This is a genomic window from Pusillibacter faecalis (assembly GCF_018408705.1).
GTDB lineage: Bacteria > Bacillota > Clostridia > Oscillospirales > Oscillospiraceae > Oscillibacter > Oscillibacter faecalis.
Genome location: NZ_AP023420.1, coordinates 664577 through 681596, shown reverse-complemented (window position 1 = coordinate 681596; position 17020 = coordinate 664577). Strand labels below are relative to the sequence as shown.

Below are 17020 nucleotides of genomic sequence, written 5' to 3'. Positions count from 1 at the left end.
TGTCAGCCTATTGATCTCGCCAAGTTTCACATGCACACCAATATTCATTTGTTTTAATCTCCTTCCTGATTGTAGTTATCGTTTCTTTTGCATCTCGTCTAAAGCGGCTCAGAGATTTCACAAGGATTAGGTCGATTATACCTTCCTGCAGTCTCTCAGCATCTTCTGGTACCCGGGCCGGTTTTTCACATGGAGTCCAGAGGCATTGTCCGCATACACGGCAACAAACCTCCAAAAGGGATTTCTCTTGATGTATTGTGTAAAGTACTCGATCTGCTTTTCCAGACTTTGCTGTTGTTCCACGTAGGAAGTGTTGACCCGTCAATAAGCGGCGACTCTTAATTGCCGACTCAAAAATAGTACGGTTCTCTTTCTCATGTGAAATCTTGATCACATATCCAGACATAGCAAAACCTCCATGATATCACTGACCAGCAGTATATCATGGAGATTTAATGTAGAAAAAGCTACATTTCAGCCTTGATCTCAAGACCAAAATGTAGCTTTAACTTGGCAGGGGGTAACAATTCCGAACCTTTCAAGCATTTTAGCTTTTCCGTGACCACATACAACTGACTTGCTGGTTGGTGTCACTTATGCGCCATGATTTTTCCTGCTGTGTTGCGGCGAAAGGTTACACATGGACAGCCCTGCCAATCCTGAGCATTCAAACTCTAAAGAGCGGAATAAAGAATGAGAAGAATCAAGGGTTTTATTGCTCTTGAGTTTCTATTTCTTTTCGCTTACTGCTAAGTTTTTTCATTATTCTGTTAGCCTCAACTGAATACAGTGAGAGAAATTTTATTATAAGGCTCAAGAAGCACAAGGCAGCACCACCATTACCAATGCTTGGCCCCATAAGCCTATGTGCATTTATATTTCGAAGATTTGCACCAGCACGTTCGTCCATAATGGACTGAAAAGTAAAAATTATATCTTCATCATAGCATTCATGCAATTTATCTGACTTAAATAATTTTGAAAGGGTATTATATTCCTCACAACTATCTTTTATAAACGAAACGGTATCGCCACACAATGTAACCAGATTGCGGATAATATGTTCCATTTGCGGAAGCAAAATATGCATTGTCGCATAAAGTTTTCCGCTCAACCCCAAATAAAGTCCGAATTTTATGATCTCATTTCTTCCGTTGGGTATTGCTGCATTCTCTTCTGTTAAAAAGGAAAGATCATCAAGAGATACTGACTCTGCATTTTTGACGAGGCCATACGCAAACTGAAGGCAAATAGCTTCATCTAAGTTTCTACTCTCAGACACATATTTTATTTATTGTCATGGCTTATATCTCGTAGCTCCTCCAATACAGCTAAGACTTTTTTTGTGAACAGACAAATCCCTCCATTAAAGGGTCAAAGGTGTTAAAAAAATACTTGTTTATATTATATCTCTTAGAACTATTTTTCGCAATTGCTATAATAGGTTCATATACAAAGGAGGTCGAACCTATGCCGTACACCTACCCGCTGGAGTTCAAAATCAAAGCTATCCGCCGCTATGAAAAAGGTGAGTCCATCCAATCTCTGTGCCAAGAGTTACATATCGCTCAAAGCACACTGTACCACTGGCGAAAGCAGTTTTGCTCCATCATGACTCCGCAGAGATCATACACTCCTAAAGAATTTGATGCTATTTCACATCAGCTTCAAAGGCTGGAACATATGATGGATGTGATTCGGTTGTCCGGCTTTATCCCAGCCGTGCCGCTTCAAAAACGGCTTGCTACACTGGAGCATCTCTATAATCAACCGGACAACCCTTTTAGTGTACATGAGCTATGCGACGCTCTGGGCGTTGCAAGGGGAACCTTCTATAACCACATTTTCCGTCGTGCAGACCGAAGTAAATATCAGGAGGAACAGAAGCAGCTCGAATTAAAAGTGAAGCAGGTATTTGATGATAATGATCAAAGATTCGGTGCATCAAAAATTCGTATGATATTGGCAGAAAGCGGAATCCGTGTCAGTGCTAAGCGAGTCTCTGCCATTATGCAGGAACTGGATCTGCACAGTGTCCGCACCGATGCTAAGAAATTATATAAAGCAAAGCAGCAACGGCAAAAACAAAACTTGCTGGAACGGGTGTTCACAGCAAGTCGACCAAATCAAACCTGGGTAAGTGACCTTACATATTTTAAAGTCAAAAGCTATTGGGTATATCTGTGTGTGATCCTGGACCTTTATTCCCGCAAGGTGATTGGGTATAAGGTATCTTGCCACATGAGCACACGGCTGGCTACATTAACATTTCGGCAAACATTTGAGGAGCGAGGCCGGCCTGACAACCTGACCTTCCATAGTGATAGAGGCTCACAATACATATCTAAGACATTTTCTGAACTTTTACAGCGGTGCGGAGCCAAGCAGTCCTTTTCGGCCAGCGGGCGGCCATTGGATAATGCGGTGGCTGAAGCGTTCTTTTCTTCCTTTAAGCGTGAAGAAGCCTATCGCCGAGAATACACATCAGAAAAGCATTTTTGCAGATGTGTTGCAGAATACATTACGTTCTACAATGAGGTGCGTCCCCACCTAACGCTGAGATACCAGACACCGCAAGCCTTTGAGGAGGCTTATTACTTGTCTTATCTCAAAAAGTCATGTTCAACTGACAGTGAACCGTAAAAGTTTTGTATTTGCATTTGACAAGTTTTGATTCATATCAGAAATCTATATAAAAACGAAAGCCTTGATATGTCAAGGCTTTTTACAACGGAGAACCCCGCTTTTCGATAAAAATGCTCGAAAAGCGGGGTTCATTCATTTTGGTGGACTCGAAGGGGATCGAACCCTCGACCTCTGCGATGCGAACGCAGCGCTCTCCCAGCTGAGCTACGAGCCCATATTGACGGATATCATTGATTTTGCTGATTGGGATGACAGCTAGAATGAAGATCCTGCTGGCGAACAAGTGATATTATACCATATTTTTTGGGATTGTAAAGTGTGATTTTTTAAAAATAAAAAATTTCAGTTGCCAAGTCGGGAGAGATATAGTAAAATACAAAAGTACAGCTCCTCTGCATGAAGCTGCGGAGCCGGTCTCGCGCAATGGATGCCCGCGAATCATGTCAGGCGGGGAACCGAGCAGCATTAAGCGGGACGTTCCATGTGCCGCGAGGGTGCCGGCTCCGCAGCTTCATGCAGAGGATTTATTTTGTTTCGGGGGAGGGAACTCCATGTATCAGGCGCTTTATCGGAAATGGAGGCCCAAGGTTTTTGCCGATGTGGTCGGACAATCCCATATTACGGAGACCCTGCGTCGCCAAGTGGCCGAGGATCGGACCTCCCACGCCTATCTCTTTACGGGTACCCGGGGAACCGGTAAAACTACCTGTGCCAAAATTCTGGCGAAGGCAGTCAACTGTGAGCATCCGATGGACGGAGACCCCTGCGGCGTATGTCCTTCCTGCGTCGGGATTGAGAGCGGGAGCTTTTTGGATGTGCTGGAGCTGGACGCCGCCTCTAACAACGGCGTGGACCAGGTTCGGGCGTTGCGGGACGAGGCAATTTACTCTCCGGCCCATGTAAAAAAGCGGGTTTATATTGTAGACGAGGTCCACATGCTCTCCACGGCGGCGTTTAACGCTTTGCTGAAGATTCTGGAAGAGCCGCCAGAGCACCTCATGTTTATCCTGGCCACGACAGAGCTGCATAAGGTACCTGCCACCATTTTATCCAGGTGCCAGCGCTACTCCTTTAAGCGCATTACACCGGAGGCGATTGCAGAGCGCCTGAACTATGTTGCGGAACAGGAGAACATTGAACTGACGGCGGACGGCGCAGAGATGTTGGCGCGGCTGGCGGACGGTGCGCTGCGGGATGCACTGAGCCTTCTGGACCAGTGCGCCGCATCCGGGGGCCTGGTGGACAGTGCCGCCGTGATGGAGGTGCTGGGTCTTGCGGGAAATCTGCAGACTGCGCAGCTCCTGGAGAATATCCTGCGGCGGGACGCTCAGGCGGCGCTGCTATTGCTGGACCGACTCTACCAGAGCGGCAAGGACGTGGGCGCGGTTCTGGGAGAGTTATCTGTGCTGGTGCGGGATATGTTGCTGCGCAGAACAGCCCCGGAAGGTGGGGCCGCACTTTTGTCCGGTGGGTATGACTCGGCCACATTGGACCGGCTGGGCGGAGAGATTCCCACGGGCCGTCTTCTCTATCTGGCGACGACACTGCAAAAAGCGACGGCAGACCTCTATTACAGCACAAATCGCCGCACGGATGCAGAGCTGTGTCTGCTGCGGCTGTGTGACGAGAGTCTCTCGGGTGACGTGACCGCGCTTGTCAGCCGGATTCAGCGGCTGGAAGCCGCGGTGGAGCGGGGACAGGTGCTGGCAAAGGGACGAGCTCCCGGAACAGAGGAACCGACTCGGTTGACAGCAAAAGACGCACCTCCTTGGGAGGAAACACCTGCCCCACAGCCGGATGCGCTGACACAAGCGGATATGTCGCGGCCAGAGGAGCCGGAAGAGCAAGTGCTGAGCGTACCGGAACAGCCAAAGGAACCGTCAGCCACCAATACTGTCGTGGGCAGCGGCTGGTGGCGGGCCTTGGCGGAGAGCTGCAAGGGCCGGCTGCCGCCCATGTACCGGGTATTTCTGGACATGTGTACCGGCGTGCTGGAGGGCGACCAGCTGACACTTTATGCCCCTGATGAGATCACCAAGGGCCGCCTGGACAATGACCGGGTGAAAAACGTCTTGTTGGAGGAGGCTGCCACTGCCGCTGGGACAGCGGTGCGGCTGGTGTTCCATATCGGTCCACCGCCTCAGGCATCTCCTCAGGAGAATCTACAGAACCTGCTGAAGTTTGGCAGTCAATTTGACAACATTGAAATTAAGTAAAGGAGCTTATCAACATGGGTTACAGTGCACGCCGGGGATTTACCAACGGCAAGGTGTCTGGTGCTCAGCGCCAGGCGGAGCTGCAGCAGAAAATTGCTGAGGTTCAGGAGCAGATGAACGCCGCCCAGGAGGCGGTTGAGGCCACGGAGTTTACTGCCAGTGTGGGCGGCGGCGTGGTAGAGGCCCGGGTAAACGGCAAGAAGGAAGTTCTGGCTGTGACGATCAAGCCGGAGGCCGTGGACCCCGAGGACGTGGAGATGCTGCAGGATCTGGTGGTGTCCGCTGTTAACGAGGCGCTGCGGCAGGCCGGCGAGGCTATGGATCAGAGCATGAACAGCGTCACGGGCGGACTGAACCTGGGGGCATTTGGCCTCTGATATGAAGGAGAGCGCAGATTCCCTGGCTCTCCCCGGCCCGCAGAACGGTGGACGCACTTGAGGCGGGATGGGTGGGAACCCTGATGGGCACAAACCAGAGAACTGTGTGATCTGGGCTGCTCTTTCGAATGGAATCATGCGCTTGCAGTGAAAAAGAGAAAGGGAGCGGGGCCATGGGCTCCGCTCTTTTGAAAATGAGGAGAACGCACATGATGAGACGAGTGTTGGCATTGGCCATGGCCTGCCTGATGCTGAGCGGCTGCGGCCCGGTGCGGACGGAGCCCTGGGACAACGAGGTGGCCCAGACGGACGGGACGGAGATCGCCTATGTGCCCCTGGACGACCGACCAGACAATGTGGAGCGGGTAGTATATCTGGCGGAGTCCCTGGGTTATACCCTGAGTATGCCGGAGAGAGATGACTACCGGACGGCGCTGGACGGTCAGCCCTGTAATGAAAACGGCACTCAGTCTGGGGATCGGGGGGAACTCTTCCGGTGGGTGCTGGACCGGGAGGCGGCGGGGTGTGACCGCTATGTGCTCTCCATGGACCAGCTCCTTTCGGGGGGGCTGGTGAACTCCCGGGCGATGTACAACCACGAGGACATCTCCCTGCCGGGAGCCGAGGGGGGCGAGATGGCCGAGACATACTCGGAGTACGAGCTGATGGGTCTTTTGCTTTCCACATTGGCCGAGGATGCGGATAATCAGGTTTGGCTGTTGGAGAGCGTCATGCGCCTGGCTCCCACGGTAGGCTACCAGGGCGGTACGCTGGAGGACTACAACGCCCTGCGTTCCTACGGCGCCCAGCCCCGGCCGGAGCTGGCCGGAGAGGCGTTGGTCCTGGGTACCGTGGAGGAGAGCTACCGCCTGGGCGCGGACGGAGAGACACTGGATCTGGCTGTCTATGGCCTGACGGAGGCGGAGGCAGGGGAGTACTTGGCCGCCAGAGGGCGGAAGCTGGAGCTCTCCCATACGATGATGGAGATGGTGACAGGACTGAAGGCGGAGAACATCCATGTGTTGATCGGCATTGACGACTCCTCTGAGGAGAACAGCATCCAGAAAAACGAGATCGCTTACCTGCGCTCTTTGCTGCGGGAAGGGGACGCTCTCCTCTCCGGCGTGGATGACCTGGCCTTCAAGGCGGTGGCCAAGCTCTATCTGGAGGAAAGCGGCTGGGAGGGGGCTAACGTGTCTGTCTCCTATTTCGGCGGTACGGAGGACCGGCCCGCCTGTGACTACGACTACCAGTCCCTGGAGACTATTATGGAGGAGCACCTTGCTTTCTTTGGACTGAAGGAAGAGGATGTGATCTTGTATGCCGATTTGCTGGTACTCGTGCTGACCCAGCCGGCGGACCCGGAACAGGCGGAGACCTATTGCCGGGAGTTGGTGGAGTTTCTCAAAAACAAGCAGGAGAGTGGGATTCCCACCATTCTAATCGATGCCAGCAACGGCAGTTACGGGACCATGTTCCATGAAATGCTGACCAAGGAGGTCCAGCTGGGCTGGCTCGTCAGCTACGCCGGCTTCCTGGATATGGCCATTGTCACCGGCACGGCATTGAGCCACGGCGTGGCCCGGTATGCCTTTTTGCGGAGCGGAGAGCAGACAGAGGCCACGGAGCGGGCCTTCCTGCGGACGGTGGCGGACAGCATTCTCAAGGACTTTTGCTACAAGCATATCGTTCGTGAGGATCTGCTGGCCTACATCCGAAACGACCTGGGCGGGGACCCCAATAACTTCTGGCTGCCGAACATCGACCGAGAGGCCATCCTGGGCCGGCTGGAGAGCGGCATGGCGGCGGCCACAGCACCGGTGATCCGGAATCTGGAGCGAAGCAACTTCATCTCGGATCTGCCCCCTAACTATGCCGAGCGGGGCTGGGGCGGCATTGCCCTGAAAAACTACCGCTTCCCCTGGGACCGGGCCTTTGAGATCGGCGTGGATATTCAATTGGGAGAATTCACTGAGCCCCATGAGCGTGTGCTGGGAGTCTATTATCAATAATCTGAAAACCCCGTGGACCTTCCGGTTCGCTTTCAAAAGTGGGAAGGGAATCGGCGTATAAAGGCCCCTCTTTCTGGCACATACTACCTCCGATTATCGGAGGTGGCATATGGAACAACTCACAAACAGCTACAAAGAAAATGTAGACTGGTTTAACGAGACGCTAGGGGTGGGCCGCAGCAGTGATATTGTCAGCAGAGACTATATCATCGGGAACCGCCGGGCTCGCCTATGGGTCATTGACGGCTATGGTATGGATGGAACGCTGGAGAGAATGGGGGCTTTCTGGCTGCAGCTGATGCCGGAACAGGTGAAGGATTTAACGCAGATGCAGGAGTTTGCAGACCGCTTCATCACCTTCTCCGAAACCAACGTCAGCTTTGACGCGAGTGAGATTGTAACCTCCGTTCTGCTGGGAAAATCTCTGCTGCTGATGGAGGGCTTGGCCGGTGGCGCGCTGATGGATGCCAAGGAGTACCCGGCGCGAAGTGTAGGAGAACCCCCGGACGGCAAGGTGCTTCGTGGTTCTCATGACGGATTTGTGGAAGCGGTGGTGCCCAATATGGCTTTGCTGCGCCGCCGCATCCGGGACCCCCACCTGACGATGGAGGGACACCAGCTGGGCAGCCGATCCCACACCGATGCGGTGCTGTGTTATCTGGACGACAAGGTGGATCAAAAGCTGCTGGCAGAGCTGCGGGAGAAACTCAAGCGGATTGATGTGAATTCCCTGACCATGGCCCAGGAGAGTGTGGCAGAGGCGATTCGCCCCAAGCAGTGGTACAATCCCTTCCCCAAGGTTCGCTACACCGAGCGGCCGGACAGTGCCGCCGCCAGCATTTTGGAGGGAAATATTGTCCTGATGGTGGACAACTCCCCCTCGGTAATGATTTTGCCCACGACCTTTTTTGACTTTACTCAGGAGGCCAATGAATTTTACTTTCCGCCGCTGGTTGGAACGTACCTTCGTATTCTGCGGATCATCGTATTTTTGATCTCCATGTTCATCACGCCGGCCTGGTATCTGATGGTCAGCGAGCCGGGACGGCTCCCAGAGTGGCTGGACTTCCTCTCTTCACCGGAACCGGCATCTCTGGGGCTTTTGTGGCAGCTGCTGGTGGTGGAATTCTTGATTGATGTGCTGAAGCTGGCGTCTTTGAATACGCCGGATTCGCTCTCAAACTCCTTCTCCATGCTGGGCGCGCTGATCTTGGGAGATTTTGCTGTTCAGGCCGGATGGCTGGGGCCGGAAGTACTGGTGTATATGGCGTTTGTGTCTGTTGCCAGCTTCGCGCAGCCAAGCTATGAGATGGGCTATGCCTTTAAGTTGCTGCGGGTAGTGCTGCTGCTGATTACAGCGCTGTTTGATGTCTGGGGATTTGTACTTGGATGCCTTGGTATCCTGGTGCTGTTGGCTACCACAAAACCGCTGGTGGGGAAGGGATATCTCTATCCTCTGATCCCGTTCAACGGCAAGGCTCTATGGAGGTTGATTGCCCGGGAGCCGATCGGCCGGGACAACACATGAAAAAGAGGCCGGAGCGAGATTCGCTCCGGCCTCTTTTTGCCGAGATTGAGGAAAAAGGGCGGATGGATATCCGGGCCGCTTATTCCTCAATACTGATGGCACTGACGGGACAGCCATCTCGGGCCTGCTGCGCTACATCCAGTAGCTCGCTGCCAAATTCGCTGCCATGGGCAAAGCCGTCCTCACCCATATGAAAGACCTCCGGACAGGTACCGGCGCACAGGCCGCAGCTGATGCAGTTTTCGTTCACTGTTGCAGTCATTGTGGATTCCTCCCATGTTTAGTCCAATATATTTCCATCCCGGCCCAGTGTCACCACCTGCCAGGGGATGAACTTGCCGCTTTGCCGCAGAGCGGTTTCCGCTGCTCGCTGAAGTCCGCCGCAGCAGGGAACCTCCATACGGACAATAGTAACCTCCTTGATATCGTTCCGGCGCAGGATCTCCGTGAGTTTTTCAGCGTAGTCGCCCTCGTCCAGCTTAGGACAGCCGATCATCGTGATCCGTCCCCGCATGAAACGATCATGGAAATCCGCCCGGGAGAAGGCCGTGCAGTCTGCCGCGATCAGCACCTTGGCGCCGGCGTAGAAGGGGGCCTCCACCGGCAGCAGTTTGATCTGGATGGGCCATTGGCCCAGGCGGGAAACCGGTACTCCGGCTGGCGCGGCAGGAGCTGCCGGAGAGGCGGAGGCAAAGCGCATGGCCGCGCTGCCAGGACAGCCGGCAGCCTGTTTGCCGGCAGCAGAGGATTTGTTGGCCAGCACAGCTGCCTCATCATAAGCGGCGGCCTCCCGTTCAACAAAAGAAATGGCGCCAGTGGGACAGGTGGGCAGGCAGTCACCCAGGCCGTCGCAGTAATCGTCCCGCAGCAAGGCTGCCTTGCCGTTTATCATGCCGATGGCACCCTCATGACAGGCTGCGGCACAGGCACCACAGCCATTGCACTTCTCCTGATCAATTTCAATGATTCTCCGTACCATAGTGTATCTCCTTTTTCGATTTTCAATCGTTTTTTTGCGGTTTTTCATAGAGTGGTCTCTTTGACTGCACCCAGTATGACAAAATTGCAATGGAAAGTATGTTGGAATGCCAACAAAATAAAACACAGCTCAGAGTATTATCTATTCCGACAGGACAGGGGGCTGTGTCCGAAGCGCTGTTGTGCGAATTGCTCTTCCAACCTTGGATTTTTTGTTTAAAATATAAAAAATAGACAAATACCATTGACAAATAGGAGGAAATGTTGTATGTTATAGACACAGGAAGGGAGTGAGTCCAATGGGCTAGTTAGCTCAGGGAAACACAGAACCAAATTCTTGCATCGTTCGGAGTCGAGAGCTTTGAAGGAAAGCGCCATCTCAGCAAATTTCCCAAATACGAAACGCATCTCACTATGATGAGCTACACGAGAGCAGTCCCTGGCAGACGTCTGCGTGTCCCGCGATTTTATGGATTGGCAAATTCTGAGGCAAACGTCATCTGAAGAGATCCCAGCATCCGAGCGGTACCAAAGAAAGCACGAGGTATCATCTATTGTACGAAGTAAGCAATCGGTAGCCCCCCATTCGCAAAGGACGAATGGGGGGTTGTGCTTTTTTATGAGAAGACATAAATTCGGAGCGCCCAAGTACAAGACTTGGGCGCTCCTGTTGGGAGAGGGAAAACTTACTGATGGTCCACAGAGGACATATAGCTGATCAGCTCCACCATTTTGTTGGAGTAGCCGCATTCATTGTCGTACCAGGAAACGACCTTCACAAAGGTGTCAGTTAAGGCGATGCCAGCATCAGCATCAAAGATGGAGGTCCGGGAATCACCCAGGAAGTCCGAAGAGACGACAGGCTCATCGGTGTAGCCCAGCACGCCCTTCAGCTCGCCCTCGGAGGCCTCTTTCATAGCCTTGCAAATCTCCTCATAGGTAGCAGGCTTCGCCAGTTTAGCAGTTAAGTCCACGACGGAGACATCCAGAGTGGGAACCCGCATGCTCATGCCAGTGAGCTTGCCGTTGAGCTCGGGGATGACCTTGCCCACGGCTTTAGCGGCGCCAGTGGAGGAGGGAATGATATTGCCAGTGGCCGCGCGGCCGCCGCGCCAATCCTTCAAAGAGGCACCGTCCAGCAGCTTCTGGGTGGGAGTGACAGAGTGGACCGTGGTCATAAGCCCCTCAACAATGCCGAACTTGTCATTCAAAACCTTGGCAATAGGAGCCAAGCAGTTGGTGGTGCAGGAGGCGTTGGAGACAAAGGTCATGTCAGAGGTGTACTTCTTGTTATTGACCCCCATAACAAACATCGGAGTGTCATCCTTGGAGGGGGCGCCCATGATTACGTGCTTAGCGCCGGCGTCAATATGGCCCTGGCACTTCTCTTTGGTCAGGTGCTGGCCAGTGCACTCGCAGATATACTCGGCACCCACAGTGGACCAGGGAATATCGCCCACTTCTTTTTCGGTGAACACAGTGACCTTGTGCCCATCCACCACCAGAGCGTTGTCCTCATAAGAGACCTCGCCGGGGAATTTGCCATGGACAGAGTCATAGCGCAGCATATAGGCCATGTAGTCGGGTGTCATGAACGGGTCGTTCACAGCCACGACTTCCACATCGTCGTGGGTCAGGGCGGCGCGGAAGACCAGACGGCCGATCCGGCCAAATCCATTGATACCAATTTTGGTTTTCATCGAAAAAACTCCTTTCGAACACTCTATAAAAAGAATCTATAAACGATTGCGTAAACGTTTTTGACTACTGAAATCGAGAATTATATTATCACAACGGGGAAATTTTGACAATCGTCATTTCAAATAACAATCCGGGGTGTAAGTTGTAAACTTTGATCAAAAACGAGAAAAAAACACAAATCTTTTGTCAAAAGAGAGGGAAAAAGGCTTGACGGATGCAGACGTGTGGCCTATACTAAGGTCAAACTAATTGATTGCGCAAGAAAATGTGCGGTTACGCAAAAAGGTGAACAGGTATGAAAGTAACAATCAGCGATGTGGCCAGGCTTGCCGGCGTTTCCACTGCCACGGTATCTCACACGATTAATAATACCCGTTATGTCTCCGATGAGACCAAGGAGCGGGTTTATCAGGCGATTCGGGAGCTTGGCTATACACCAGATGCCTCCGCCCGCAGTTTCCGGACGGGGAAAAAGCAGACGGTTGGCTTTATTGTGCCGGATATCTCCAACAAATTTTTCGGTACCATGATTGAGGCAGTGGAAAACTACCTCTCGGAGCATGGATATCATCTGATTATCGCCAATACCAAAGAAGATGCCGACCGGGAGGAGACGAGCCTCCGCCTGCTGACAGCGGGCCTTGTGGACGGCATTTTGGTAGCCAGCACCATGGAGGATTTCAACCGTTTTGACGCTACGATCCCGGCCGGATTTCCGGTGGTACTGGTGGACCGGACCTTTGAGGCAAAGAAATATTCTTCGGTGTGTGTCTCCAATTTTCAGCCCATCTATCGCAGTGTATGCCGGCTCTCTGGGAAAGGCGCGCAGCGGATCGGCATTGTAGGCGGTCTGCCCCGCCTCTCCTCTACAAAGGAGCGGATTTCTGCCTATCAGGAGGCGGTGGAGGACTGCGGTCTGCCCCAGGAGGAGAGCTTGGTACTCTACGGTGATTCCATGGAAAACAGCGTGCAGAGCTGTCTGGACGACCTGTTGGCGCAAAAATGTGACGCCATTGTAGTCTGCCAGGGGCTGATGGCCTCGGAGACGATTATTTACCTTCATCAAAAGGGCCTGCAGCTGGCCAGGGATATCGACCTGGTGAGCTTCGTAGATTATGATTCCAACTTCTACGAACTTTATTCCAGCCAGATGGACTGTATCGTACAGCCGGTGGAGGAGCTGGGCCGCGCCGCCGGAGAGCAGATTCTCAGCCGGATAGAGAATCCGGATGCGCCGATTTTTGAAAAGGTGCTCACATCTGCTTACCGGCCCTACGATAGCCCAAACACCTGGAACGGAAAGAAAGCGTGACAAATGCCCGGAGCTTTGCAAAGCTCCGGGCATTTTGCGGTCTATGTTTTAGGGAGCAGGAGGCTGTGTACCCATATGTTTAAGGGGACAAGGGCTGACAGAGAACCGGGTCTTTTGCGGGAAGGTAACTATGATCGCATCTTCCTGATGGAAGCTGCCAAGAGCACAATGACCAATCGCAATCCCTATAGATTTTTCATCCCTTACCAGGGCCATGAAAGAACTTCCTAAAAAATCTAAAACAAGATGGTTGCTCTTGCGTTTATGGGGTGTTCTCACTATAATAAATGGTAAAAATGGATAAATGGGGGATTGTATGAATACCCGGATGGAACACGACACCATGGGCCAGATCGCTGTGCCGGCAGAGCACCACTGGGGAGCGCAGACACAGCGCAGTATTGAACATTTTCAGATCGGCGGCCAGCATCAGCCCAAAGAGATCATCAAAGCCTTTGCCTATCTCAAAGAGGCCTGCGCTATGGCTAACGCAGCTGCGGGCAAGCTGACTGGCCCTCAGGCGGATGCCATTGCCGCTGTCTGCCGGGAAATTCGGGCAGGACGGTGGGAGGCGGAGTTCCCACTGGTGGTCTGGCAGACTGGCAGCGGCACCCAGACCAATATGAACGTCAATGAGGTGATTGCGCATCTGACAGCGGAGCGGGGCGTCCCGCTGCATCCAAACGACCACGTGAATGCGTCTCAGTCCAGTAACGACACATTCCCTTCCGCGCTGCATATTGCGGCGGCCCTGAGTGTCACGGAGCAGGTGCTGCCCGCGGCGGAGCGGCTGGAGGCGGCTTTTCGGCGGCTGGAGGAAGCATACCCGGAGCTGATTCGTATCGGGCGCACCCATTTGCAGGATGCCACGCCCTTGAAGTTTTCCCAGGAGGTCTCCGGCTGGCGGGAGCTGGTGGCGGCGCCCTGCCGAATGCTGCGGCTGGCCCTGCCGGAACTAGAGCGGTTGGCGATCGGCGGAACCGCCGTGGGTACTGGTCTCAATGCGCCGGCGGGCTACGATTACGCGGTCTGCGGAGAGTTGCGGCGGCTGACTGGTCTGGATTTCCTGCCGGATGAGAACAAGTTCCACGCCCTCACCAGTAAGGACGCACTGGTATTCGCGCACGGGGCGCTGAAGGCGTTAGCGGCAAACCTGATGAAAATTGCCAATGACATCCGCTGGGAGGCCAGCGGTCCCCGCTGCGGCATGGGCGAGCTGTCCATCCCGGAGAACGAGCCGGGTTCCTCCATCATGCCTGGAAAGGTGAATCCCACCCAGTGCGAAGCCGTCACCATGGTTGCCGTACAGGTGATAGCCAATGACACTGCCATCGGCATGGCCGCAAGCCAAGGAAATTTCCAGCTGAATGTGTTTTTGCCGGTGTCGGCCTATAACTTCCTGCTCTCCACTCAGCTGCTGGCGGACGCGATGGACTCCTTCCGGAGGCACTGTGTAGACGGGATTATTCCCAACGCGGAGCGGATGCGGGAAAACCTAAACCATTCTCTGATGCTTGTCACCTGCCTGACGCCGCGCATCGGGTATGAGGCAGCGGCCATGTGTGCGAAAAAAGCCCTGGCGGATGGTACTACCCTGAAAGATGCTGTGCTGGCGTTGGGGTTGCTGACGGCCCAAGAATTCGACGAGATTGTACGACCGGAAACCATGGTTTAAACAAAGGGTCAAAGAAACACATCGGCCCCGCAGAAATCTTCTGCGGGGCCGATGCGTTTTTCAGGTGCTGTTCAACATATCCAAATTGATAAAATAATCCGGATACTGCAAGATGCGCTCATACTGGTAGCTTTGGATATTCACAGTTTTGTACTTGTCGTTGGGCTTTACAATATGATGATAGTGAGAATCCAACGCCTCGTGAAGACCGTTGACATCCCCGTTGGCGATACAGGAAATGATGTGTTGATGCTCGACCAGAGTTCGGGGCGGATCGCCCTTGAACTCCGTGTGGTTAGACTCAAAAAAGCGGATTCTGGTATAATGAGGTAGCTCTGGACGAATCAGATTCCAGATCTCCTGGTGATTGGCCAGAGTAAACAGCTCCTCGTGAATGGAATAGTCCAGTTGCACACAGTCCGCCCACTTCTCTTTTTTGGCCGAAAACTCCTCTAACAGCAAGAGCTTCTCCAGACTCTCTGGAATTGGTGTTTTTTTCACAGCAAGCTCCGTCAGAATGGGGGTTTCCACATAGTAGCGGAGATACTGGATCTCCCGAATCCGCTTAATGTCGATTTTGGAGACAAAGCTGCCGACTTGGGGCTGAATGTCCACAAAACCATTTTGTGAGAGCAAAAAGAGCGCCTCCCGAACTGGCGTCCGGCTGACCTGAAACAGCTCGGAGAGCATGGCCTCGCTGATTGGCATGCCCGGCGTCCATTCGCAGTATTGAATTTTATCCAGGATGTCATTGTATACAAGATCCCGGTTAACAATTCTTGTCGTATTTCTCACGATACCATTCCCTCTCCTGCGTTAATTGCAAAAGCAATTATCCATTTTTATACTCTATCATATCAAGCATCTGTTTGCAATTGCTTTGTCGTTTTTTGAAACTAATTTGTGCACAAATTTGTAACAGAATCCTCCAAGAGTTTGGATATTGGTGCAATGGAATGGCAAAATGCATAAAAAATGAATATATCCGAAAGAATATGCAAAAACAAAATTGCCTGCCGTGGGCGTAATAAGCAAAAGGCAGAGCGGGGCACAAAGGGATAGCCTTGAAAAAACAAATTATAGAATAGTAATAGTATGCAAAATTAACCAAATGTCTACAGAAATGTTGTGCAAGATGACGCTTGAATAATTATTCATAATGGGAGTATAATGCATTCATCATCAAACAAGACGAACGGAGGATTTCCGCCATGAAACAGAAAGAGATTAAAAAAATTGTGCTGGCCTATTCCGGAGGTCTGGATACTTCTATCATCATCCCTTGGCTGAAGGAGAACTACAACAACCCTGAGATCATCGCCGTGGCTGGCGACGTGGGCCAGAACGACGAGTTGGAGGGCCTAGAGGAGAAAGCGCTTAAGACTGGCGCCAGCAAGCTGTACGTGGCGGACCTGGTGGATGAGATGGTGGACGATGTCATCATTCCTTCCATGAAAATGGGTGCTAGCTATGAGCAGTACTTGCTGGGCACCGCGTTTGCCCGGCCCATCATTGCTAAAAAGCTGGTGGAGATCGCCAAGGCCGAGGGCGCGGACGCCATCGCCCATGGCTGCACCGGCAAGGGCAACGACCAGGTCCGCTTTGAGCTGACCATCAAGCGCTTTGCCCCCGACATGACCATCATCGCCCCCTGGCGGGAGTGGGACATCAAGGGCCGGGACGAGGAGATCGATTACGCTGAGGCCCATAATGTGCCGCTGAAGATCTCCCGGGAGACCAACTACTCTAAAGATAAGAACCTCTGGCACCTGAGCCACGAGGGGCTGGACCTGGAGGACCCCGCCAACGAGCCTCAGTACGATAAGCCCGGCTTCCTGGAGATGGGCGTGAGTCCTGCCATGGCCCCTGACCAGGCTACATATGTGACGCTGGACTTTGAAAAAGGTGTGCCGGTGGCCATCGACGGAGAAAAGATGAAGGCCAGCGACATCATCCGCAAGCTCAACCGCTTGGGCGGCGAGAACGGCATCGGCCTGCTGGATATTGTGGAGAACCGGCTGGTGGGCATGAAGGACCGTGGCGTATATGAGACTCCCGGCGGCACGATCCTCTACAAGGCCCATCAGTGCCTGGAGATGATCACCATCGACAAGGACACTGCCCACATGAAGAGCAAGCTGGCGGTGGACTTTGCGGATCTCATCTACAACGGCAAGTGGTTTACCCCCCTGCGGGAGGCTCTGAGCGCCTTTGCCGACAAGACTCAGGAGCACGTCACCGGCACGGTGAAGCTCAAGCTCTACAAGGGCAATATCATCACCTCCTCCATCACCTCTCCGGATTCCCTGTATTCCGAGGAGCTGGTGACATTCAACGAGAGTTCCTACGATCAGACCAACGCCACGGGCTTCATCAACCTCTGGGGCCTGCCCGACACGGTGCTGGCGCTGCGGGAGCAGGGAAAGCTCTGATCTCCCGAGGGGCCTCCATGCCAGTGAGCGATCTTCACGGGCGGCGTTCCAGGCAATCGCCCATCTGGGCTTGCCGAGACTGGGGGATGTTCAACAGGAATATGTCCCGCAGAACATGATCAAAAAATGGCGGGAACGTTTCA

At 53.1% G+C, this 17020-nt stretch carries 14 protein-coding genes, 1 tRNA gene and 1 other RNA gene; 9 read left to right on the top strand and 7 right to left on the bottom strand.

The features are described from left to right. Positions 1-135 precede the first annotated feature (135 nt). Entirely contained in the window at positions 136-303 is a 168-nt protein-coding gene (locus tag KJS55_RS17635) for a recombinase family protein (RefSeq protein WP_213542644.1), read from the bottom strand. A gap of 409 nt (positions 304-712) precedes the next feature. Beyond that, positions 713-1282, bottom strand: a complete 570-nt coding sequence (locus KJS55_RS03415) for a DUF4209 domain-containing protein (protein WP_213542643.1) — start codon at positions 1280-1282, stop codon at positions 713-715. Between the two features lie 188 nt (positions 1283-1470). Here KJS55_RS03415 and KJS55_RS03410 point away from each other — a divergent pair, with 188 nt between their 5' ends. Continuing rightward, positions 1471-2643, top strand: a complete 1173-nt coding sequence (locus KJS55_RS03410) for an IS3 family transposase (protein ID WP_213542642.1) — start codon at positions 1471-1473, stop codon at positions 2641-2643. A gap of 141 nt (positions 2644-2784) precedes the next feature. Here the strand turns inward: KJS55_RS03410 and KJS55_RS03405 are convergent. Further along, positions 2785-2860: transfer RNA gene (locus KJS55_RS03405), tRNA-Ala, on the bottom strand. A 193-nt stretch (positions 2861-3053) separates the two neighbouring features. Between KJS55_RS03405 and ffs the strand changes: the two genes are divergently transcribed. From ffs to KJS55_RS03380, 5 genes are all read left to right on the top strand, one after another. Continuing rightward, positions 3054-3153: signal recognition particle sRNA small type (ffs, locus tag KJS55_RS03400), an RNA gene on the top strand. Positions 3154-3197: 44 nt separating this feature from the next. Beyond that, positions 3198-4862 (top strand): DNA polymerase III subunit gamma/tau, encoded by a 1665-nt coding sequence (dnaX, locus tag KJS55_RS03395; RefSeq protein ID WP_213542641.1) that lies wholly within the window; start codon positions 3198-3200, stop codon positions 4860-4862. Positions 4863-4876: 14 nt separating this feature from the next. Continuing rightward, positions 4877-5239 carry a YbaB/EbfC family nucleoid-associated protein gene (locus KJS55_RS03390; RefSeq protein ID WP_187032304.1) on the top strand — a complete coding sequence of 121 codons (363 nt, stop codon included), beginning with the start codon at positions 4877-4879 and terminating at the stop codon, positions 5237-5239. Positions 5240-5448: 209 nt separating this feature from the next. Next, a complete protein-coding gene (locus KJS55_RS03385; RefSeq protein WP_213542640.1) occupies positions 5449-7251 on the top strand; it encodes a DUF4127 family protein in 1803 nt (600 codons plus the stop codon). A 109-nt stretch (positions 7252-7360) separates the two neighbouring features. Beyond that, positions 7361-8779 (top strand): spore germination protein, encoded by a 1419-nt coding sequence (locus KJS55_RS03380; protein ID WP_213542639.1) that lies wholly within the window; start codon positions 7361-7363, stop codon positions 8777-8779. 79 nt (positions 8780-8858) lie between these two features. On the opposite strand, the gene KJS55_RS03375 is transcribed toward KJS55_RS03380, so the two are convergent. From KJS55_RS03375 to gap, 3 genes are all read right to left on the bottom strand, one after another. Further along, positions 8859-9041, bottom strand: coding sequence for a ferredoxin (locus tag KJS55_RS03375; RefSeq protein ID WP_187032298.1), 183 nt, complete (start codon positions 9039-9041; stop codon positions 8859-8861). 18 nt (positions 9042-9059) lie between these two features. Next, positions 9060-9758: an ATP-binding protein gene (locus tag KJS55_RS03370; protein ID WP_187032296.1), complete on the bottom strand. Its 699-nt coding sequence runs from the start codon at positions 9756-9758 to the stop codon at positions 9060-9062. A 685-nt stretch (positions 9759-10443) separates the two neighbouring features. Continuing rightward, entirely contained in the window at positions 10444-11457 is a 1014-nt protein-coding gene (gene gap, locus KJS55_RS03365; RefSeq protein WP_187032294.1) for a type I glyceraldehyde-3-phosphate dehydrogenase, read from the bottom strand. 296 nt (positions 11458-11753) lie between these two features. Between gap and KJS55_RS03360 the strand changes: the two genes are divergently transcribed. Both KJS55_RS03360 and KJS55_RS03355 read left to right on the top strand, forming a co-directional pair. Further along, positions 11754-12770, top strand: coding sequence for a LacI family DNA-binding transcriptional regulator (locus KJS55_RS03360; RefSeq protein ID WP_187032292.1), 1017 nt, complete (start codon positions 11754-11756; stop codon positions 12768-12770). Positions 12771-13086: 316 nt separating this feature from the next. Then, positions 13087-14445, top strand: coding sequence for a class II fumarate hydratase (locus KJS55_RS03355; RefSeq protein WP_213542638.1), 1359 nt, complete (start codon positions 13087-13089; stop codon positions 14443-14445). A gap of 60 nt (positions 14446-14505) precedes the next feature. Here the strand turns inward: KJS55_RS03355 and KJS55_RS03350 are convergent, their stop codons facing one another. Then, the gene (locus tag KJS55_RS03350; RefSeq protein ID WP_187032287.1) at positions 14506-15240 is read right to left on the bottom strand and encodes a GntR family transcriptional regulator; all 735 of its coding nucleotides are present in this window, start codon (positions 15238-15240) and stop codon (positions 14506-14508) included. Between the two features lie 416 nt (positions 15241-15656). On the opposite strand from KJS55_RS03350, the gene KJS55_RS03345 reads away from it, so the two are divergent. Next, on the top strand, positions 15657-16877 hold the full coding sequence (locus KJS55_RS03345; RefSeq protein WP_187032285.1) for an argininosuccinate synthase: 1221 nt from the start codon (positions 15657-15659) through the stop codon (positions 16875-16877). Positions 16878-17020 lie beyond the last annotated feature (143 nt).